Origin of the sequence: Mycobacterium sp. ELW1 (genome assembly GCF_008329905.1) — a bacterium.
Taxonomy (GTDB): Bacteria; Actinomycetota; Actinomycetes; order Mycobacteriales; family Mycobacteriaceae; genus Mycobacterium.
Genome location: NZ_CP032155.1, coordinates 1,288,190 through 1,307,780, shown reverse-complemented (window position 1 = coordinate 1,307,780; position 19,591 = coordinate 1,288,190). Strand labels below are relative to the sequence as shown.

The 19,591-nt window shown below is 65.4% G+C and carries 18 protein-coding genes and 1 pseudogene; 5 read left to right on the top strand and 14 right to left on the bottom strand.

Annotated elements, in window-relative coordinates; all coding sequences use genetic code 11:
* Positions 1 to 115 precede the first annotated feature (115 nt).
* Entirely contained in the window at positions 116 to 733 is a 618-nt protein-coding gene (locus D3H54_RS06100) for a TetR/AcrR family transcriptional regulator (RefSeq protein WP_149378297.1), read from the top strand.
* A gap of 148 nt (positions 734 to 881) precedes the next feature.
* Here the strand turns inward: D3H54_RS06100 and D3H54_RS06095 are convergent, their stop codons facing one another.
* The 11 genes and pseudogenes from D3H54_RS06095 to D3H54_RS06050 form a co-directional block, all read right to left on the bottom strand.
* The gene (locus D3H54_RS06095) at positions 882 to 2,012 is read right to left on the bottom strand and encodes an Rv3169 family protein (RefSeq protein ID WP_149378296.1); all 1,131 of its coding nucleotides are present in this window, start codon (positions 2,010 to 2,012) and stop codon (positions 882 to 884) included.
* Between the two features lie 243 nt (positions 2,013 to 2,255).
* Complete coding sequence (locus tag D3H54_RS06090) at positions 2,256 to 3,212, bottom strand: phosphotransferase (protein ID WP_168214790.1); 957 nt, start codon at positions 3,210 to 3,212, stop codon at positions 2,256 to 2,258.
* Between the two features lie 139 nt (positions 3,213 to 3,351).
* Complete coding sequence (locus tag D3H54_RS06085; RefSeq protein ID WP_149378294.1) at positions 3,352 to 4,194, bottom strand: enoyl-CoA hydratase; 843 nt, start codon at positions 4,192 to 4,194, stop codon at positions 3,352 to 3,354.
* 10 nt (positions 4,195 to 4,204) lie between these two features.
* The gene (locus tag D3H54_RS06080; RefSeq protein WP_149378293.1) at positions 4,205 to 5,011 is read right to left on the bottom strand and encodes an acyl-CoA thioesterase; all 807 of its coding nucleotides are present in this window, start codon (positions 5,009 to 5,011) and stop codon (positions 4,205 to 4,207) included.
* Positions 5,008 to 6,657: an AMP-binding protein gene (locus D3H54_RS06075; RefSeq protein ID WP_149378292.1), complete on the bottom strand. Its 1,650-nt coding sequence runs from the start codon at positions 6,655 to 6,657 to the stop codon at positions 5,008 to 5,010. The genes D3H54_RS06080 and D3H54_RS06075 overlap by 4 nt, the downstream gene beginning before the upstream one ends.
* Positions 6,654 to 7,403: an SDR family NAD(P)-dependent oxidoreductase gene (locus D3H54_RS06070; protein WP_149378291.1), complete on the bottom strand. Its 750-nt coding sequence runs from the start codon at positions 7,401 to 7,403 to the stop codon at positions 6,654 to 6,656. Before D3H54_RS06070 ends, D3H54_RS06075 begins: the two co-directional genes overlap by 4 nt.
* On the bottom strand, positions 7,393 to 8,106 hold the full coding sequence (locus tag D3H54_RS06065) for an enoyl-CoA hydratase/isomerase family protein (protein ID WP_286199129.1): 714 nt from the start codon (positions 8,104 to 8,106) through the stop codon (positions 7,393 to 7,395). Before D3H54_RS06065 ends, D3H54_RS06070 begins: the two co-directional genes overlap by 11 nt.
* Complete coding sequence (locus tag D3H54_RS06060; protein ID WP_286199128.1) at positions 8,018 to 9,202, bottom strand: acyl-CoA dehydrogenase family protein; 1,185 nt, start codon at positions 9,200 to 9,202, stop codon at positions 8,018 to 8,020. Before D3H54_RS06060 ends, D3H54_RS06065 begins: the two co-directional genes overlap by 89 nt.
* Complete coding sequence (locus tag D3H54_RS32325) at positions 9,202 to 9,729, bottom strand: acyl-CoA dehydrogenase family protein (protein ID WP_502707757.1); 528 nt, start codon at positions 9,727 to 9,729, stop codon at positions 9,202 to 9,204. Before D3H54_RS32325 ends, D3H54_RS06060 begins: the two co-directional genes overlap by 1 nt.
* 9 nt (positions 9,730 to 9,738) lie before the next feature.
* Positions 9,739 to 10,320 (bottom strand): annotated as a pseudogene (locus D3H54_RS32320) (acyl-CoA dehydrogenase family protein); the annotation flags it as partial.
* A 36-nt stretch (positions 10,321 to 10,356) separates the two neighbouring features.
* Positions 10,357 to 11,358 carry a dihydrodipicolinate synthase family protein gene (locus D3H54_RS06050; protein ID WP_149378288.1) on the bottom strand — a complete coding sequence of 334 codons (1,002 nt, stop codon included), beginning with the start codon at positions 11,356 to 11,358 and terminating at the stop codon, positions 10,357 to 10,359.
* Positions 11,359 to 11,532: 174 nt separating this feature from the next.
* On the opposite strand from D3H54_RS06050, the gene D3H54_RS06045 reads away from it, so the two are divergent.
* The gene (locus tag D3H54_RS06045; protein ID WP_149378287.1) at positions 11,533 to 12,294 is read left to right on the top strand and encodes an SDR family oxidoreductase; all 762 of its coding nucleotides are present in this window, start codon (positions 11,533 to 11,535) and stop codon (positions 12,292 to 12,294) included.
* A gap of 72 nt (positions 12,295 to 12,366) precedes the next feature.
* Complete coding sequence (locus D3H54_RS06040) at positions 12,367 to 13,578, top strand: CaiB/BaiF CoA transferase family protein (RefSeq protein ID WP_149383366.1); 1,212 nt, start codon at positions 12,367 to 12,369, stop codon at positions 13,576 to 13,578.
* Positions 13,579 to 13,598: 20 nt separating this feature from the next.
* On the opposite strand, the gene D3H54_RS06035 is transcribed toward D3H54_RS06040, so the two are convergent.
* The 3 genes from D3H54_RS06035 to D3H54_RS06025 form a co-directional block, all read right to left on the bottom strand.
* A complete protein-coding gene (locus D3H54_RS06035; RefSeq protein ID WP_149378286.1) occupies positions 13,599 to 14,294 on the bottom strand; it encodes a TetR/AcrR family transcriptional regulator in 696 nt (231 codons plus the stop codon).
* Positions 14,267 to 15,070 (bottom strand): alpha/beta fold hydrolase, encoded by an 804-nt coding sequence (locus D3H54_RS06030; protein WP_149378285.1) that lies wholly within the window; start codon positions 15,068 to 15,070, stop codon positions 14,267 to 14,269. Before D3H54_RS06030 ends, D3H54_RS06035 begins: the two co-directional genes overlap by 28 nt.
* Before the next feature lie 214 nt (positions 15,071 to 15,284).
* Positions 15,285 to 16,814, bottom strand: coding sequence for an aldehyde dehydrogenase family protein (locus D3H54_RS06025; protein ID WP_149378284.1), 1,530 nt, complete (start codon positions 16,812 to 16,814; stop codon positions 15,285 to 15,287).
* Between the two features lie 252 nt (positions 16,815 to 17,066).
* Between D3H54_RS06025 and D3H54_RS06020 the strand changes: the two genes are divergently transcribed.
* Together D3H54_RS06020 and D3H54_RS06015 are read left to right on the top strand one after the other, a co-directional pair.
* A complete protein-coding gene (locus tag D3H54_RS06020) occupies positions 17,067 to 17,930 on the top strand; it encodes a mycofactocin-coupled SDR family oxidoreductase (protein WP_149378283.1) in 864 nt (287 codons plus the stop codon).
* A gap of 205 nt (positions 17,931 to 18,135) precedes the next feature.
* Positions 18,136 to 19,488: an adenylate/guanylate cyclase domain-containing protein gene (locus D3H54_RS06015; protein WP_286199127.1), complete on the top strand. Its 1,353-nt coding sequence runs from the start codon at positions 18,136 to 18,138 to the stop codon at positions 19,486 to 19,488.
* The last annotated feature ends 103 nt before the right edge of the window (positions 19,489 to 19,591 follow it).

Sequence of the window (19,591 nt, the reverse complement as noted above, 5' to 3'; positions counted from 1 at the left end):
CCGGGACAGACCCGATCGCGTTTGCGGACGCCAGCGGGGCGACCCTGGCCGCCGCCACGATGTCACCCATGAGTGTCAACATTGTCACTGAACAGTGTCGGCTATCTTGGGGGCTATGACAACCCTGGTTGAACAAAAGCGGCAGACCACCGTCGAGCACCTGGTACGGGCCGCAGTTGCCGGGCTGACCGCACACGGTCTGGCCGTCACCGTGGACGACATCGCGCGTGAAGCCGGGGTCAGTCGGCGCACGATCTTTCGACATTTCGCCACCCGAGACGAGCTTTTGGCCGTCGCGCTGACCCAACAGTCCGATACGTTCCGGGCGACGCTGCCGCAGCTTGGCGACCAGGGGTGGCCCGCATGGCTGGCCGAGCTGTGCCAGGCCGTGCACCAGGCCAACGACACACTGCACCGCACCCTGCATGAACTCGTGACCCGACACGATCTCTCACCACCACTACTCGCGTTCGCCGATGTCATCGACGCCTATCGGCGCGGCCGCAACAGCGAGGTTGCCGACACGCTGTGGCGCGCGATCGGACAACACGGTGAGACGCCTCCCGATCTGCGGGCCGTCGTCGCATCACACCTGAGCCCACACTTCACCACTGCAGTCAGCCAAGACGCCCGCGGAGATCACTCCCTTGCCGCGTCTCTGGCACAAGCAGCCATCCGCGCCGCACTCGATCGCTACTCGCCCACCGTTAGCGCTGACTCGACGGCGCTGTGAACCGTTTGATCGCGAAACTCAGTTTCCGCCAGGGTTGGGCTGCGCGCTCGCCAGCCACGGGCGGGGCATAGTAGTGCGCCGCGCCTCGGTACAGCGTGGCTGACTTGGGGCGCACTTCGTGGCGGTCAGCCGTGCGCACGAGTCGTCGCTAGGAAGGTGTCGAACCCTGATGCCCGTCCAGCAGACCGGTTAACCCGCTCGGCTGATGGGGTCCGATGGCGATCTGCTCGACGACGCCGACGCCGCGGCGCTCGCCCATCGTTGCGATGACGAGGTTTTGCAGGTGAATCGAGGCGAAGTCGGTGGGATCGAAGTCATCGAGCTTGATCGACTCACGTCCGGTCTCGAGTTGGCCGTGGATGGTTCCATGACCCCACTGTGGGTGCCAATAGCCGATTCCGCGCATGCGGAAGGTGAACTTCTTTTCGACTTCGATCAAGACTTCGCCCTCGTCGGGGTCCTCGAACCACAGTCGCGCGCGTTTGATTTCTCGGCGACCGGGCTCCCAATCGAGTTCGTAACGGATGTCGTGGCATTCGCGCACGCCGGCTCTGCTCCACGCCGGTGCGCCGTCGGGAATGGGATCGATGACCAACGCGGTCTCCAGCCACCGCCTGCCGTCTTCGTGCTCGTGCACCGCCAAATGAGTGAAGCGGTCGCCGAAATGCAGTGGCGCCCAGAGCCAGAACACCTGGAATGGCATGGGTTGTCGGATGACCTGCACCTGCTCGCCGATGGGTCGTACGCCCCATGAGCGATCCCGTGTGCCCGAGACATCGACGGGGTCGATCTGCAGTTCGTCGCCGTCGACGGTGACTGTGCCCTCCCACGTACCCCACTGGGTCAGGCGCGTGTGGTCGGTGAGCAAGATTCCCTCGGGCGTGCGTCGCTGCTGCCGGGGTTCCTCGACGGCGACTGTCGTTGCGCGGAAGAGCAGATCGCAGGTGATGCCGTGCTCATTGGGCTCGACCACGTAACGAATGGTGCGCATCGGGTCGACCACGTCGATGCGGATCGGACCGATCGTGGTGGATCGGTCGGTCGGCATCGCGCCGGAGGCGAAGATCGAGTGCTCCACTCCGTCGCGCACGACGCTGAACGCGGCGTCGATTATCCCGCGCACCGGATAATGGCCCATTGCCGCGCCGAAGTAGAACGCGCCATCGTGCTGATGTCCGTTGAACCAATACCGGTCGTAGTGGTTGAGATCACCCGTTGCGGGATGGGCGATCGGATCGGCCGAGGCGTGGATCGGGAAGTCGTCGAATGGACTCAGCACGGTTCCTCCAGGGTGATCAAAGTCTGACGACGACGACGACGGCCGCGGCGCCGTCGACGTCAAGGACTGCGGCGGTGATGAAAGCTGCTTCGTCGGAAGCCGGAAACGCCACAGCAGCTGCAACGCTCTCGGCGCGGCCATGGCCCGATTCCCGTTGTGCCGCCGGTCACGAGAATCGTGCGTTCGCTCATCGAAGAGAGCAGTCGCGCGAGGACATCGGAAACGCCGTCGAGATCGAGGTCATCAGAGCAGCGACATCGCATCCAGATCAGTGATCGCCGCTGCCGACCGCTCAGCCATCACGGTGAACATCTCGTCGCCCCGCATGGTGGGTTGGGCAACGAACGCGCCCAATACGGTGATGAACGGGCCTTGGAACAACCCGTAGCGATAGTCTTCCCAGCACTGTTCGGCGCTGTAGTTGTCGACTCCCAGCTCGACGAGGCGTCGATGATATCGGTCGACGATTCCCTTCTCTCCGGCGCGACGATTCTCGGTCGACAGGCCGGTCGCGACGAGGAAGGCGACATCGCGCAGCGGAGACCCGACCATGACGACCTGCCAGTCGACGGCCACCACCGGCCGCGCGTCGGAGTGACCGAAAAGCAGGTTGTCCAGGCGGTAATCACTGTGCAAGAGTGCGAACGGCTCCGGTCGCCCCGTCGCCCAATCCGCGAATCGTTCCGCGAATCGGCACAAGGTCAACGCGGCGCCCCGGGTCAGCGGGTAACGGTCTATGAACTGCTCGGTGGCGCCCACCAGGAAGGGCGCAGCGAATTCTGCATTCGCCGTGAGATCTGGTATGAGCCAGTCGAGTTCACGAAGCGACGGGTCGTTCCACGTCGGCGCGTGCAAACCCGCGACGTTGACTGCGGCCGCACGCGCCTCATCGACGGAGCAGCCGGCGATCTGATCGCCCTGATGCGCGGGGGCGAGGTCCTCCAGCACGAGGGTGAAACCGTCGCCCCGCTCGTTCATCGCGGCAAGATAGCACCGGGGGACGTTCACGAGGATCCGATCGGCGACCTCGCGGTAGAACGTCGTTTCACACCGATAGCCGAGCTGACCCGCAGCGCGACTTGCCGGATCGGTTGACGGCAGCTTCACGATCAGCCGGTCTGGGCCATCGCCAGCGGCGTAGTCGATGAACAGCCGATGACACGAACCCATCTGTCCGGTGCCGACCGGTTCGGTCGTCACGGCTGCAACAGTAGCGGGAACACCGTTCTGCGCAAGAAGCGCCGTCGTCCACGCTGGGGTGATGGCAGCCACGGTCTCCACCGCCGTCGGCTCCATTAGCCAACCGACCCGGTGCCACCGGCAGCCGCCCAGAACCTGCTCACGTGGCGCGGCCCGCCGCTTTCATCCGCTCCAGGTCGGCCATCACCACGGTCTGTCCACCGGTGGCCGCCAATGCCCGGGTGTGGCCCAGGTGATGCATGTCGAAGCACGCCGCGATCGCGTTCGAGAAACCCATGGTGTCGAGCGTGTGATTGACCGCGCGCTTGGCCAGCCGCAAGGCCCAGGGGTCGGTTTGGGCGATGCGATGGGCGAGCTGCAGGGTGAATGTGGTGAGCTCCTCTACTGGGACGACATGGTTGACCATCCCCGTTTGCAGCGCTTCCTGTGCGGTCACAGAACCTGCCGTGAACAGCATCTCCTTCGCTTTTCGCGGTCCCAGTTCCCATGTGTGCGCGTGGTATTCGACGCCCATGATGCCCAGCAGCGCGACCGGGTCGGAGAACTGTGCGTTGTCGGCGGCGACGATGAGGTCACAGGGCCAGCACAACATCAGCCCCGCCGCGATGCACTTGCCCTGCACGGCGGCAATGGTCGGTTTGGGAATGTCGCGCCACCGCTTGGCGTAGTCGAGGTAGCCGCGGGTCTCCCAGTCGTAGTAGCCCTCTGCGATCAGCGTTCCATCGTCAGCGCGCGTAGGACCGAGCCGACGGCCGTTGGCCGAGGGATCGTTACCCGACATATCGTGGCCGGCAGAAAAGTTCTTGCCGGTCGTGGCGAACACGATCACCCGGACCTCGGGGTCTTCGTCGGCGCGCCGCCACGCCTCGTCGAGGTCTTTGAGAATGCCCGGCGTCTGAGCGTTGGCGGCCTGCGGCCTATCTAGGGTGATGACCGCGACCCGGTCGTCGATTTCGTAGCGGACGAAATGTTCTGCTGTCATTGCCTTCTCCTCACGCGAAGCTTCTGATGACGCTCTCCTGGGCGAACGACGCGATCAGCGACCCCGCCTGGGTGTACACCGCGCCGGTGCCAAAGCCCCGGCCGCCGACAAGACGTCGGCCGCGGATTTCCCAACGCAACCATTGGGACGCGTCGAACGGTTGGTGAAACCAGATTGAATGGCTGATCACCCCAGTCTGCAGCCGCACGTGCGCGTCGTGCTGGCTGAGTCCGGGCACGGCTTTGAGGATCGTACCGATCACCGGCCAGTCCGATATATAGGCCAGCACTGGGCGGGCCAGCGCAGTGTCGGTGAAGTCTGGGCAGCGCGTCCAGAATGCCAGATCGGCGGGCACCGCGCTGATGTCGTCGAGCCCGACGTTACTGATCAACCTGGCTTCCCCCGGTACCACCGCGAAGTCAATCGGTGTGGCCGCCAACGGATCTGCCGTCGGTACTGCATCGAATTGGTAGTCGTACTCCTCATCGGCGCGGTCCAGCAGAATCGATCCGATCGCCACGATGCGCCGCCCCCCGAGCGGTGGGTCTTGAAATACGCTGGCATGCCGCACTCCCAGCGAGCGGCCGTCGTGGGTTTTCTGGAGGTCCAGATACAGCGGGTCGCGAGGGCGCCCCGAGCGGGGGAACACGACCTGCAGCGATTTCACCGTCCTGCCCGGCGCTGCGCACGCGACCAGTTGCGCAAGGATCTGACCGCCGAAGATCTGCTGGGAACTCGGGTTGACTACCGGCAGAGCCGTCCGGCTGTCGATGCTGCTTCCGATGTCCAGCATCGTGCGGAATTGCTCGAGATTCATCGGTGGCGTGTGGCCCTCTCTGCGGCTTCTGCAACGGCGGCTAGCTCGAACTTCTTGACCTTCCCCGACGGCGTCATCGGGAGACTGTCCACGAAATGCCATGCGACCGGCGTCTTCTGGCGGGCCAACCCGGTGGCGTGCAGGTGCCCGGTCAACTCCGGCACGGTCACCTGCCCGCCGCCGAGCACAATGAACGCCACCGGCACCTCGCCGAATCTCGGGTCGGGACCGGCCACCACTGCCGCGTGGCGCACTGCGGGGTGTGCGACGAGAAGGTCTTCGATGTCGCGGGCCGAGAACTTCTCACCGCCTCGATTGATGACGTCCTTCAGCCGCCCGGTGATGGTGAGGAAACCCTCGCTGTCGACGACACCGACATCTCCGGTATGAAACCACCCGCCGTCATCCAGCGCTGCCTGGTTGGCCACCGGGTCGAGGTAACCCAGCATCCGTTCCGGTCCGCGCACCAGCAACTCACCCTCGAATCCTGTTGGTAGCGTCTGGGATCGATCGTCGACGACCCGGACCTCGACCCCTGGTGCGATCGCGCCGTCGGTATCGGCCCGCATCTCGAACGGATAAGCGCGGTTCATCACCGTGACGGTCGGCAGCTCGGTCATGCCATAGACCCGCGCGGCCGGGATGCCCTGCTCTTCACTGCGCTCCATCACCGCGCGGGGCACGGCCGCGCCGCCGCACGCGAACATCCTCAGGGGCAAGCGAATCCGCGCGTTGCGAGCAGCCTCGGTCAGCTCCTGCAAGAAGACCGTCGCCCCTGCCGAGTACGTCACGCGGTGTCGCATCATGTCAGCTACCGCCTGTTCAGGATCCCAGCGGTCGGCTAGCACCGCGCAAGCGCCCACCAGCAGCGGGATGGTCATCGCATTGAGCACCCCGGTGATGTGTTGCAACGGGGCGGGCATGTAGGCAACGTCCTCCCAGCCCAATCCCCACGCGTCGGCAAGTTGGCGGGTCTCGGCCAGCAACGTTCGCGAGGAGTGCACGGCGGCCTTGGCTTTCGACGTGGTTCCCGACGTGAACAGCACCAGACATGGTTCATCGGCCGCGGTGGCGCGCGACTCCTCACGCCGGCTGCACGAGACGACATCTTCGAAAGGCGTCCACCCCGAACGGAGCCCGCGCAGCACAATTTTCGGAATCCCGCCGAGCCCCACGTCGGCGAGCAGATCATCGAACGCTTCAGCATGGGCGAAACCGCGGAACGACGCCGCCGCAACAACGAGCGCTGGGCGCACCTGTTCGACGACCTGGCGCAACTCGTGTTCGCGATAGAACGGGGCGATCGGGCTGCTCACCGCGCCGACATGCCAGATCGCCAGACCGAGGACGTGGGCCTCCCACCAGTTCGGCGTCTGCCAGCACACCACGTCGCCCGGCCCGACCCCGGCAGCGGCCAGCCATGCCGCGATGCGCTCGACGGAGTCGAGTAGCTGCTGATAGCTCAGCTCGTGGGTCGCCTCGATGAGGGCGGGGCGAGAACCCCATTGCCTGGCGGCCCGGCGGACCGAGGCGCTCATCGTCATGTCACTGACGTATCCGAGCCGCCGGTATTCCTCACATCGGTCGGCCGGAATGCCGGGTGCGACGATGCCAGCGGCCGTCAACGGTGAGCTCATCGCGGTCATCCGCCCATGCTCATCCCGCCGTCGACGGTGAGCACCGCGCCGGTGATGTAGGAGGCCAGGTCGTCGAGCAGGAACGCCACCGCGTGGGCAAGTTCTTCGGGCCGTCCCCACCGGCCGATCGGGATCATGGCGGTCACCGCTTCACGAGAGGTGAACGTCAGCGTCTGCGAAAGGTCGGTGTCGAAACTGCCGGGGATTACACAGTTCACGGTGATCCCCTTGCGGCCAACGACGCGCGCGGTGGACCGGGTCAGACCGACAATCCCCGCTTTCGCTGCGGCATAAGGGATCTGAACCGGGCTTCCCAACAGCGCCGACACCGAGCCGATATTGACGATCCGACCGAAGCCGCGCTCGATCATTTGGCCGAGGGCGGCTTGGGTGAGAAAGAACGCCGATGACAGGTTGACTGCCAGGTGCCGCTGCCACTCGTCAACGCTCACTTCGCCGTAGCGGTGCTCAACCACCATGCCGGCATTGTTGACCAGGTAGTCCAGGCGTCCATGCCGGTCGAGCACGTCATCGACGAGGCGCTGACAAGAGGCGGGGTCACCGACATCAGCCTGGTGCACGCTCACCGTGCCACCCGAGGACTGGCAGGCGTCCTGCACCGCGTGTGCGGCGTCGCCGTCGTGGGCGAACGCGGCGGCCACCGCTACTCCGGACTGGGCCAACGTGGCGGTGACCGCCCGGCCTAGCCCGCGGGTACCCCCGGTGACCAATGCGACACGCGAATCAGCGGCCACCACGACTTCCTCCCGTGCCGGCGGCCACTTTCGCGCTCAACTGGTCGAGCAAGACACCATGTTCCTCGGTGTCGAAGCATTCGATCTCGGCACGCGCACACTCATCAAGCACCGTCGCTGCGCGTTCGATGTGTGAGTTCAACAGCCGTCGCATCTCTCGGACCGCCGGTGCCGGCAGCTCCGCCAGGCGATGGGCCAGGCGCAGCGACTCCGCGAGCGTCTCGGCAGCGGGCACCGTGCGATTCGCCAGTCCTAATCGATGAGCCTCAGCACCCGTCACGCGGTCGCCGAGCAGCAGAAATTCCTTCGCCGCCGACAAGCTGGTCAGCAGCGGCCACAGAACGATTCCGCCCGCCCCGTCGAGCAGACCCAGCGAGACCCGCGGGTCCGACAGGAACGCGTCGTGCGCCATCACCACCAAATCGCACAGCAGTGCGACGGTCACGCCAGCACCGACCGCTGGGCCGTTCACCGCTGCCACGGTCGCAAATGGCAGCCGCGTCATCGCCCAGAACAGATCCTGGTGCGCGCCCAGCACCGTGCCACGCACTGTCCGGTCGTCTCGCATCGCACGAATCGTCTCGACGTCGCCACCTGCGCTGAATGCCGAACCGTCACCGGTGAGCACCATGGCGCGCACCGAGCGGTCGGTGCTCAGCGTGCGGACGGTCTCGAGCAGGGCGTCGGTGATTTCGCCGTCCATCGCGTTGGCCTTCGTTGGGCGCGCCAGCGTCACCACCGCCACGGTCCCATCGCGCTGCACTGTCACCGCAGGCCCGGTAACCGTCGAGAACCTGTTGTCGGCGGTCACAATTCGACCAGCCGGGGATGCTCCCTGCCGATACCAGCTGCGCCCCGATCGATGCCGGCAATTCCGCGGCCGAGCCCAGCACGGTGTCGAGTACGAGGGCGCGGGCGAGGAATCGGTGGAACGGGTGCTCAGCGGTGAAGCCGATGCCGGCCAGTACTTGCTGGCAGTGGGTTGCCGCGATCCGCGCCGCCCGCCCGGCCAGCGATTTCGCCAACATCGCAGCCAGATATTCATTGTCGGCCTCCCAGGCCAGATCAAGGGCCGCGTCTGCGACGTGACGCGCGACATAGGCATCGGCGAGCCGATTGCGCACACCTTGGAAGCTGCCGATTGGTCGGCCGAACTGCACGCGGTCGCGGGCGTGGGCGACCGCCAGATCAATCATCTGGCCGACCGCACCCGAAATCTGATATCCCAGCGCACGCCGGCCCGCGCTGGCCACCGCCCCCCAGGCGGTGGTCGCCGCCGATCCCGACACGACAATCGTCGCCGGTACAGCAGTGCCAGTAATCTCCGACATCGCCAGCGCGGGATCCAGACCGAGCACCGAGCGCATCGACACCAGGTCCGTTCCGGTGATACTCACCCAGGCCGTCTCGCCATCGGTGACGACGGGTGCCAGCAACACCGCGGTACTCGGGCGGGCACCGATCACCAAGCCACGCAGATCCGCGGTGCCCTGCTCACAGGTGCCGACGTAGTCCGCGCCGATGGCGGGCAGCACGACGCAGAGGTCCGCCGAGCTTTCCAGGCCGACCTCACGCAGCGGGGACAGCAGCACTTCCTGCAATGCTGCCGACGTCGACCCAGCCCGGCCCATCGCAGCGAATAGTGACGACACCGCCTCGCGGGGTTCGGCAGCCAACAGGTCGTCGAATCCGAAGTCGCCGAGTGCAATTGACAGAGCCTCGCCGTCGAAGTCCTCCGCCAGCCGACGCAATGTCACCGACAGTAGGTTCCGTTCGGCGGCTTCGATAACGTGACCCACTACGCGCTCCTGGGCAATCCGAGAAGGCGGGACGCCACGATGTCCTTCTGAATCTCACTGGTGCCGCCGTAGATCGTCGCCGCGCGGGAGTAGGCCCACTCCCGCCGCCAGGCCCTGGCGCGGGGAGTGTCGGCTGTTTCGAGGACGCCGGGCAACAGCGCGCGGGCCGTATCGAAGATCGCTTGATCGGCGGCAGCGATCATGATCTTGTCGACGGAGGCTTCCGCCCCGGGGAGCTCGCCCCGCGCGATTCGGTCCTGGGTGGCTTTTGAGGTAGCCCGAAATCCCCAGAGCAGTTGGAAGGCTTCCCCCAGTGCCGCTTCGGATTTCGCGTCATCGGCGACGCCGAGCAGCATGCCCAGATGGTGGCTCAGCCAGGCGCCGCGCTGCCAGAAGATCGGTCCGCGTTCACAGGACAAGATGTGTTGAGCGATGCGCCAGCCGCCATCGACATCGCCAAGCAGGCGGTTGGCGGGGACTTCGACATCGATGAAGGACGTCGAGCAGAACTCGTCGACATCGGCCATCGTCTGCAGCGGGCTGGCGGTCACCCCCGGCGTGTCCATGTCCACCAAGAACGCGCTGATGCCCCGCGAGCCCGATCCCCCGCTGCGGGCCAGCACCACACAGCGGGTGGCGTGATGCGCCCAGCTGGTCCATAGCTTTTCGCCGTTGATCACCCAACCGTCGTGGTACGGCCGGGCGGTGGTGCGCAGCGATCCCAGGTCACTGCCGGCGTCGGGCTCGGAGAAGCCCTGGCACCAGAATTCGTCACCGCGCAACAGCCGCGGGAAGATCGCCTCGACCACATCGGGGCGGGCGAACTCCGCGACCGCCGGCCCGAGAACTTCGTGCATCGACCAGGAGGTGGTGTGCACGAGAGCCCGGGCGGTGAGTTCCTCGCCCAGGACGGCCCGCAGCGTCGGCGAGCCGCCGAGCCCGCCGATCCGCTCAGACCAGCCCCACCGCATCCAGCCGTCGTCGAACAGCAACCGCTGGATGTGACGCTGGTGGGCGAGCTGTGCGTCGACGCTGCCGTCCTCCGATGTGGGAACGAGCTGCTCGCCACGTTCGTCGATCCAGGCCCGTACGCCGTCGCGGAACTCAGCGACCTCCAAAGCACAGCTCCATTCTGTGTGAACCGATGAACCTTCTCAGGGTGCGATGAACCCGGACGCAAGATAGGCCTCGCGGATAGGGCCCTTGAGGTCATCGGGGAACGCGGTCTGCGGGGGTCGGGCATGCGGATAGTCCCCGACCGGAAGGCCCAGCAGCGATGCGCCGAACTTGAAGCCGGCACCCCAGTGCGTGAAGGCCCCGGGTCGGGCGGGGTGGGCCTGATATCGGCGGCTTGCCTCGCGCATCGCGGTCAGCCCGGTCTCGGCCGCGAACTGGTCGGCCCGGTCGAAATCGCCGGCCACGAGTAGCTCCCGCCACTCGGAAAACAGTTTGAGACCCGGCTTTTCGTAGAGATACAGCGCCGAACCCAGCGCCCCCGGGTGGGGTATGCCCAGCCGAATGCCGGCCTCGTCGCTGGCCTCCCACAACACCATCTCGGGGGCCAGCTGGTGGACTTCCAGGCTGTGGTGGGCATCCAGCAGCCCGTTCTTCAGACCGCACAACGCCGGGATTTCGCGGTATAACTCCACACACTCGCTGGGCGTGAGCACCAGCCCGGTGGAATGGGAGTTGAAGAACCCCAGCGGCATGTCGGTGCGGTCGGCGACGTAGCGCAGGTACTCCAACACTCCCGGCTTGCCAGAACACTCGAAATAGGGCGTGAGGATGTAGCAGATGTCCACCCCCAGCTCCTGAGCGTGCAGGGTGAGTTCGACGCACTGCTTGGCGGTATCCGTGCTCGACATCACCTGAACGAGGGCCCCCGGCTTGACCGCGCGGGCTTCGTCGACGGCGACGCGCACCACTTCTTTGAGTTCATTTGTCGTCAAAGACCAGAACTCGGCGATGCCCCCGGTGAGCCAAAGCCCGTCCTGATCCAGATCCACCAAGCAGTGCCGCACGAGTGCGCGCAGGGCGTCGTAGTCGATGTCGTCGCCATCCAGACCGGAGAAGGGCGTGTACAGCGAGCTGCAATTGCCTCGCAAATGCTCGGCTGCCCAGTCCTTGGCTTCCTTACCCGTGACTGAAGTGACCACACGGACTCCTTCCGACCATCGTCGCGACGCTAGTTCATGGTCCGGTGATGACCATCACGTACGCGTCATGGTAGAACCATATTTGCGTGCGGTGCAAGGCGTCCTGCATTTCGAGTACACCCAAGCCAGCGTATTTTGTTCTATCGCGACAGCAATGACTCGGAGGCCATCACGATGTCGAACAGCATGGACGGGAAAGTCGTCGTCGTCTCCGGCGCGTCGATGGGTGTCGGCCGGGCCACCGCAGAGCGCTTCGCGCAGGCGGGCGCGAAGGTCGTGTTGCTAGCCCGCCGCAAGGTGCTCCTGGACGAGATCACCGAAGCGATCGGCGCCAACGCGTTGCCGATCGTCACCGACGTGACCTGCAGCGCCCAGGTAGTCGCGGCATTCGAGCAGATCGCGGCCGAATTCGGGCGCGTTGACGTGCTGATCAACTCCGCGGGAGCCAGCCGCATCCGGCTCATCGAAGAGGCCAGCGACGAGGACATCGCCATCACCGTCAACACCAACCTGCTAGCACCGATCTACACGACCCGGGCCGCGATCCCCCTCATCAGGGCCGCCGGCGGTGGCGACATCATGAATCTCTCCTCGGAGATCACCCTCGACCACCTGCCGATGATGACGCTCTATGCCGCGACCAAGCGCGGCCTCAACGGCTTCACCGAAGCGATGACCCGAGAACTGCGACACGAATCCATCCGGGTCGCCCTGGTCATCCTGGGTGCGGTCGGCGACACCGGTATCCACGAGAACTTCGGCGCCGAGGACATGGACCGCGCCATGCCGGTCTGGGAGGCCGATGGATACCTGTCCCGGATGAGCGGGACCCAGCTGCTCACCTCGGCGACGGTGGCCGACGTCTTGTACGACGTCCTCACCCGGCCGCGCCAGCTGATGATGGATGTCGTCCATATCCGCCCATCCAGCAGCTGACAAGGCCCCAAATCTCTTCTGCATCAACTGAAAACGACCGGCAGCACAAAGGAGAAGCACGTGATCCGACCCATGGAGGGCGTTCGTGTCCTGGAGGTGGCGCAATTCACCTTCGTCCCGGCGGCGGGAGCGATCCTCGCGGACTGGGGGGCCGACGTGATCAAGGTCGAACACGCCGAAACCGGCGACGCCCAACGCGGTTTGAGCGCGCTGATGGGTATGCCGGTCGGCAGCGGAAGCTTCGCGCCCTTGATGGAACACCCAAACCGCGGCAAGCGCAGCATCGGGTTGGCACTCGAGCAGCCCGAAGCCCTCGACATCCTGCACGAACTGATCCGCTCCAGCGACGTATTCCTGACCAACTTCCTGCCCGGAGCGCGCCGCCGGCTGGGCATCGAATTGGACGATGTCCGCAAGATCAACCCGAACATCATCTACGTGCGCGGCTCCGGATTCGGCGCCGCCGGGCCCGACAGTGAGAAGGGCGGGTATGACAGCACGGCGTTCTGGGCACGCGGCGGCAGCGCACTTGGGACCACCCCAGCCGACTATGACGGCCTGTGCACCATGCCAGCCGGCGCGTACGGCGACTCACTGGGCGGCATGACCATCGCCGGCGGCATCGCCGCGGCGCTCTTTGCACGGGATCGCACTGGGGAGACATCCGTCGTCGATGTCTCGCTGCTCGGCGTCGGCGCCTGGGCGATGGCACTGTCCGTGGGGTTCGCACTCCTGGAAGGCGGCCCGCCGCAGCGGCGGCCGCCCGGCAACTCCGCCAGAACCAACCCCCTGGTCGGCAACTACCGCACGGCAGACGATCGCTGGGTTGTCCTGGCGATGTTGCAACCGGGCCGCTACTGGCCGGAATTCTGCCAGCGCATCGGCCGTGAAGACCTCATCGTCGACGAGCGGTTCGCCACCACGAAAGCCCTGATGGCCAATGCGGCAGCGGCGGCAAAGATTCTCGAGGAAGTCCTGGCAGCGCGCCCGCTTGCGGAATGGATAGCGCTCTTCGCCGGCATGGAAGGCCAATGGGCGGTGGTGCAGGACCCGTGGGAGGTCGGCCAGGACCCGGCGATGCGGGCCAATGGATTGATCGCCGAGGTGATCGATGCCGAGGGTGCGCCGCGCGAGCTGGTGGCCAACCCCGTCCAATTCGACCAAAAGCCGGTAAAACTCACCCGGGCCCCGCAGTTCGCCGAGCACACCGACGAAATCCTGCGCGGACTCGGCAAGTCCGACGACGACCTGATCAGCCTCAAGGTGTCCGGCGCGATCACCTGAGCCGATGGGGACAAACCTAGCTAGGTACGACGCAGGATGGCCGCCGAGCAGAAGGCCCACATGTCGTCCACGCTCGTCGTCCGAGCATGCCCAGCGGACAGCACTGCCGAGTGCGCGGAAGCGAACAGCAATTCTTGAAGCAGCGCGGCCTGCGTGGTCAGGCTTACGTCATCGCGGAGCAGTCCGGCATCGGCGACACCGCTCAGTAGCTCGATGATGAGCGCGTGCAGCGGTTCGAGCGCGTGGGCCAGATCGACCGGCCGGGTCTCGGTAAGCCGCAGGTGGAGAACACTCAACCCGCGAGACAGCGGCGATTCCATCGCGGTGATGTCGGACAGCGCCTCGACGAGGGCTTTGAGTCGCAACACCGGATCGTCGATACTGTCGCACCGCTCCCGCAGCATCGGCACGGCGGTCGTTCGCAGGATCGTCTCGTAGACGGCCAGCATCAAGCTGTCTTTGCCGTCGAAAAAGGTGTAGAACGTCCGCTGGGACATGGTGGCGCGATCGACGACGTCCTGGATGGTGAAGTCACTCTCGTCGTGCTCGCTGAGGAGTTCGATGGCAGCGGAGACAAAGCGGTCACTGCGCTTCTGCGCGCGCGCCCGCGCATTGCGCAGCGATCGATCTACACTGCTTCGTTGCCAGCCGGGCACGTATTCGTCCGACTGGCGTTCACTGTTCGGTGTCAGCTCCGCTGACCTTTGCCGCGCCATGGCGTCCCCGCTTTCTCAACGTCGACTTCGGCGAGGAAGTCTTCGATGACCTCCGAAACCCGATCTGGGCGCTCGTGGTGGGCGGCATGTGCCGCGCCCGTGATCTCAACGTATCGTGCCTGGGCGTTCGCCTCCGCGAACCGGCGGCCCTGAGCCTGTCGTGTCCGCTCGTCGCGATCACCGGCGAGAAGCAACACCGGGCACCGCACCCCGGCCAACGTGTCGGTCGAAAGTTCCGGACGCGTCGCGCTGTCGGCATGCAGATTCGTCACCAGCACATGCCAATGATCTTCTCCGTGATGGTCTTCGTGCAGCCGCCGCAAGGCGAACGGCCAGGTCCGGTACAGATCCTCGAGCTTGGGGATCCGGTAGTCGCTCGGGCGTCCGGTACCTGGACTGATGAGGACCAGCGAGGCCGCCGTGCCGGGCCGGGACAGCTCGAGCATCAGCGCGATCTCCGAACCGTAGGAGAAGCCCACGATGTGCGGCTGGTCGAGGCCCAGGTGATCAATAAGGTGCAGCAGATCTGCGCGGATGTCCTCACCGGTGGTATCGGACGGACGAAAGTCTGACCGGCCGTGACCCCGCAGGTCGGGCATGATGCAGCGATAGTGTGGCGCCAACCGGGCAGCTAGGCGGCCCCACTCAAACTCGCCGGTGGCGGTCGCCCCGTGGATGAACACCACCGGGGGTCCATCGCCCACGACCGAGTACTTGAGGCTGAGTCCGTCACGGTTGTACGTGGCCGCGATGGTCGCGCCGGCTTGCTCCGTCATACCATCCTTCCCGCGACCATGTCGTTCTCCTCTAACGTCAGATACTGCCCGTTGCGCCATCGATTCTCGGGTAAGCGCTGCCCGCTGAAATCGACGGAACTCTTCTTGGTTGACACTGTGGCTCTACCAAATTCGGTGATATCAGGTGCCGTTTTCGAGATTATCACGCTACTTGTGCTCCACCTTTGTTCCACTTTTGATCCAACATCGGTGCTCAGCCCCACGCGATCGCCTTGAGTTCGGTGAATTCCTCGATGCCGTGGTGACCCCACTCCCGGCCGACGCCGCTTTGTTTGAACCCGCCGAAGACACCGGTAATGCCGACGCCGCCGGGCTGATCTGCCGACCAGCCCGGCCCTGAGCCGCCCAGCGCGGCGAAATTGCTCACTGCCGCCCCGACCGTCTGCACCGAGACATTGCCAGCACGGATTTGCCGGGCGACGTTGAACCCGCGGGCGGTGTTCGCGGTGACCACCCCGCCGCCGAGTCCATAAATCGAATCATTAGCGATCCGGATCGCTTCCTCCTCGCTGGTGTAGGTGATGACCGTCAGCACCGGGCCGAAGATCTCCTCCTGGGCGATGCGCATGTCATTGCGCGCGTTGATGAACAGCGTCGGCTCGTAAAAGAACCCCTTGACCAGGTGTTCGGGCCGTTTGCCGCCGAAGATCAGCTCGGCCCCCTCGTCGATACCGGACGCGACATAGGCCTCGACGCGGCGCCGCTGCTGCTCGCGGATGAGCGGTCCGATCAGCGTGTCGGGTTCTCTCGGGTCGCCTACCTTGAGGGCGGCCACCGACTTCTTGGCGCCCTCGACGTACGCGTCGAGCAGATGCTCGGGCAGCAGCACCCGCGTCTGCAGCGCGCATCCCTGGCCGGCATGGATCATCGAGGTGAGCACGCCCATTCCCGCCACGTGTGCTTCGGGCACGTCGTCGAGGACGATCGACGCACTCTTACCGCCAAGCTCGAGTTGCAGGCGCTTCACCGTGGGCGCCGCCGCGGCCATGATCGCCCGGCCGGTAGCGGTGGACCCCGTGAACGTCACCATGTCGACCATCGGATGGGCTGTCATCTCCGCGCCGAGTTCGGCGCCGCCGGCGATGACGTTGAGTACCCCGGGTGGCAAACCGGCCTCCTCGGCTGCCTTGGCGATCTCGAAGGCGTCCAAGGGCGTCCACTGGTGCGGTTTGAGCACGACCGTGCAGCCTGCCGCCAGCGCGGGGAGCACCTTGACGATGTTGAGGAAGAACGGGAAGTTGAACGGGGTAATCGCTGCCACCACGCCGACCGGCTCACGCACCACCGCGTGGCCCGCCATGGCGGTGGGTCCTCCCGAGGGGGGCGACACCTCCGTCCACGCCACCGCGTACTCCATCGCCTCGGCGATCCATTGAGCGATGTCGATCGTGCCGCGGACCTGGATGATGTCGGCGAGGAATCCCACCGAGCCCGCCTCGGCCATCACCAGCTCTTTGAGCTTGTCATGGTTGCCATCGAGGATGACGGCAAACCGTCGCAGCACCGATGCGCGCTGCCGAGGCGACATTTTCGGCCAGGGACCGTCGTCGAACGCCCGACGGGCGGCAACGATCGCGGCGTGTGCGGCCTTGGGTTCCGCGTCGAGAACCGAACCGATGACCTCCTCGGTCGCCGGGTCGATGACCTCGATAATCCCGGCCGCACCCTCCGATGTCCAAGCGCCGTCGATGAACATGCCGTCGTACTCCCAGCGACCAACCACTGTTCTGCTACTCCCGTCTGTGTCGAGCACCGACCGCACGCCCGCACTTTGGACAGCTCGCGACGAGCCGTCCAGCGCCTATGCGTAAAACGACAGTGATCATATTCTTTTCGTGACAGATGCTATTACATCCTTACGCAACTGAGCTATCGTTCTGTGGAAACAAGAGTCCTCTTGCAGCGGTGTCACGGTGCGCACGCCCTTCGTGGCCGTCCGACCAGACCCGACTGCCGGGCCGATTAAGGAGTTGAGATGGGAAGAGTTGAGGGGAAAGTCGCCCTGATCAGCGGTGCAGCGCGGGGACAGGGACGCTCCCACGCGCGACTGCTCGCCGCCGAGGGGGCGGACATCATCGCCATCGACGTGTGCGCTGATATCGAGACCAATGAATACCCCTTGGCGCGCCCGGAAGACCTCGACGAAACCGCGCGGTTGGTCGAGAAAGAAGGACGCACAGCGCACACGGCGATCGTTGACGTCCGCGATCGTGCCGCGTTGTCGGCGGCTGTCGATCGCGGCGTTGCCGAATTGGGTCGTCTCGACGTCGTGGTGGCCAACGCCGGAATCGCACCCTTGACACCGGGGCTCCCGCCCCAGGCCTTTGTCGACGCGGTAGACGTCGACCTCGTCGGCGTGCTCAACCTCGTCCACGCCAGCATCAAGCATCTCGGCGCTGGCGCATCGATCATCGCCACCGGCTCGCTGGCCGCGTTCATGGCGTCCCAAAACGCCGGCGGGATGGAGCTGGGCCCCGGCGGGGGCGGCTACGCTTTCGCCAAACAAGTGGTCGCGCACTACGTCAACGACCTGGCTCTACACCTGGCGCCCTCCAACATCCGGGTGAACGCCATCCATCCCACCAACGTCAACACCGACATGCTGCACAGCCCACCGATGTATCGCGCATTTCGGCCGGATCTCACCGATCCGACCCGCGCCGATGCCGAGCTGGCCTTTCCGGTGATCAACGGAATGCCGACCCCCTACATCGAGCCTGAAGACGTCAGCGAAGCTGTGCTGTTCCTCGCTTCCGACGCCGCTCGCTACGTGACCGGCCAGCAGCTGCGCGTCGACGCTGGCGGCGGACTGAAGGTCCGGCCGTGGTCGGGGCCCTGAGCCCGGATCCCGCCGTGGCGTGACGGCCCTATCGAATCCGACGGCCATCAGCGGGCGCCGTCACACCGCCGCCCGCGTCAGTGTCAACTGCGCCGTGGGGCTCGCATCGGCTCACATCCTGGCTGCCTGCGGAGTCGCGGTGGCGATCGTCGCACTGAGCAGAGACGGGCCCGGTGACGCGGAGAGTCTCGTTAGCAAAACGAATGTGCTTGTCGCGTCAATGCTGATCGTCATCTCGGCGACCGCGAGCGCCCTGTCGGGTGTACTCCACGTGGTGCCCACGTTGCGCTGGTTCGTCGGCGGCGCCGAGCCCTCCCCGGCTCAGCAGCACGCCGCCCTGCGGATCGCTCACCGGCAGAACGCCGTCCACTTCGCCACCTGGGCGGTAAGCGGAGCTGTGTTCGCGTTGATCAACCTCAAGGCCGGCGTCGTGGTCGCCTACGTCATCGGGACCGCATTGTTGTTCGGTGGCGCGACCACCGCCTGTATGGGATACCTGGTTACTCAACGTGCGCTGCGGCCCATCATCGCCGTCGCGATGAGCACGGCACCCCCCGAAACGGCTACGCCCGGTGTGCTCTCGCGACTGATCATCACCTGGACCCTGTTCGGGGCGTTGCCAATTGGCGGAATCACGGCAATCGCCGTCGGCCGCTCCACCGGGTGGTTTCGTCAACCACTATCGGACATCGCCACCCCCATCCTCATTATCGCGGCGTTGTCCTTGCTTTTAGGAATTCGCGCGACAGTGTTGGTCGCGCGGTCGATATCGGATCCGGTCCGCGAATTGGTCGACGCGATGGCCGAGGTCGAACACGGCGCAAGTACCTACGTCGCGGTGTACGACGCCTCCGAAATCGGCCGTCTCCAGTCAGGATTCAACCGGATGGTCACCGGCCTCGCTGAACGCGAGCGACTTAGTGACCTATTCGGCCGTCACGTCGGCGCCGACGTTGCCCGTCGAGCGGTCGAACACGACGATGCGCTCACCGGCGATGTCCGCGAAGTCGGGGTGCTGTTCGTTGATCTGGTCAATTCGACATTGCTCGCTGCGACTCGACCACCCCAGGAAGTCGCCGCGCTGCTGAACGACTTCTTCGGCTTCGTGGTCGCTGCCGTGGATGAACACCAAGGACTGGTCAACAAGTTTGAGGGTGACGCCGCGCTGGCCGTATTCGGTGCACCGCTCAAGCTCGACCAGCCCGCTTCTGCGGCGCTGGCGGCCGCGCGGGCACTGACCGAACGCCTTAGGTCGCTGCCCATCGTCGACTTCGGCGTGGGAATATCGGCCGGTTTCGTCTTCGCTGGCAACATCGGCGCGGAAAACCGCTACGAATACACGGTCGTCGGCGACCCGGTCAACGAAGCCGCACGCTTGGCGGATCAAGCCAAACACCGCCAGTCCCGCACCCTGGCATCCGGCAGCGCGGTCAGCCGCGCCGAACCCGCCGAGCGTCAGCACTGGGTGCTCAACGGCTCGACCGTGCTGCGCGGCCGAGCCACCGCGACAGCACTGGCCGAACCTGTCGTTCCCGGCCCGACAGAGCCATCAGGCTGAGATCAGCATGGCTATTCTGGTCGCTGAGCCAGGCATTGGGGCTGAGCTGGCTGCAGTGGATGCAGGAGAAGGGGTTGAATCCACAGCACTTTGGACTGCGGCG

Bases quoted from the DNA above. Each gene is read 5' to 3' on its own strand.
- D3H54_RS06080 (WP_149378293.1), bottom strand. From the start codon at position 5,011: ATGAATCTCGAGCAATTCCGCACGATGCTGGACATCGGAAGCAGCATC.
- D3H54_RS06065 (WP_286199129.1), bottom strand. From the start codon at position 8,106: ATGGACGGCGAAATCACCGACGCCCTGCTCGAGACCGTCCGCACGCTG.
- D3H54_RS06045 (WP_149378287.1), top strand. From the start codon at position 11,533: ATGTCGAACAGCATGGACGGGAAAGTCGTCGTCGTCTCCGGCGCGTCG.
- D3H54_RS06040 (WP_149383366.1), top strand. From the start codon at position 12,367: ATGGAGGGCGTTCGTGTCCTGGAGGTGGCGCAATTCACCTTCGTCCCG.
- D3H54_RS32325 (WP_502707757.1), bottom strand. From the start codon at position 9,729: ATGGCCGATGTCGACGAGTTCTGCTCGACGTCCTTCATCGATGTCGAA.
- D3H54_RS06100 (WP_149378297.1), top strand. From the start codon at position 116: ATGACAACCCTGGTTGAACAAAAGCGGCAGACCACCGTCGAGCACCTG.
- D3H54_RS06020 (WP_149378283.1), top strand. From the start codon at position 17,067: ATGGGAAGAGTTGAGGGGAAAGTCGCCCTGATCAGCGGTGCAGCGCGG.
- D3H54_RS06035 (WP_149378286.1), bottom strand. From the start codon at position 14,294: ATGGCGCGGCAAAGGTCAGCGGAGCTGACACCGAACAGTGAACGCCAG.
- D3H54_RS06085 (WP_149378294.1), bottom strand. From the start codon at position 4,194: ATGACAGCAGAACATTTCGTCCGCTACGAAATCGACGACCGGGTCGCG.
- D3H54_RS06075 (WP_149378292.1), bottom strand. From the start codon at position 6,657: ATGACCGCGATGAGCTCACCGTTGACGGCCGCTGGCATCGTCGCACCC.
- D3H54_RS06030 (WP_149378285.1), bottom strand. From the start codon at position 15,070: ATGACGGAGCAAGCCGGCGCGACCATCGCGGCCACGTACAACCGTGAC.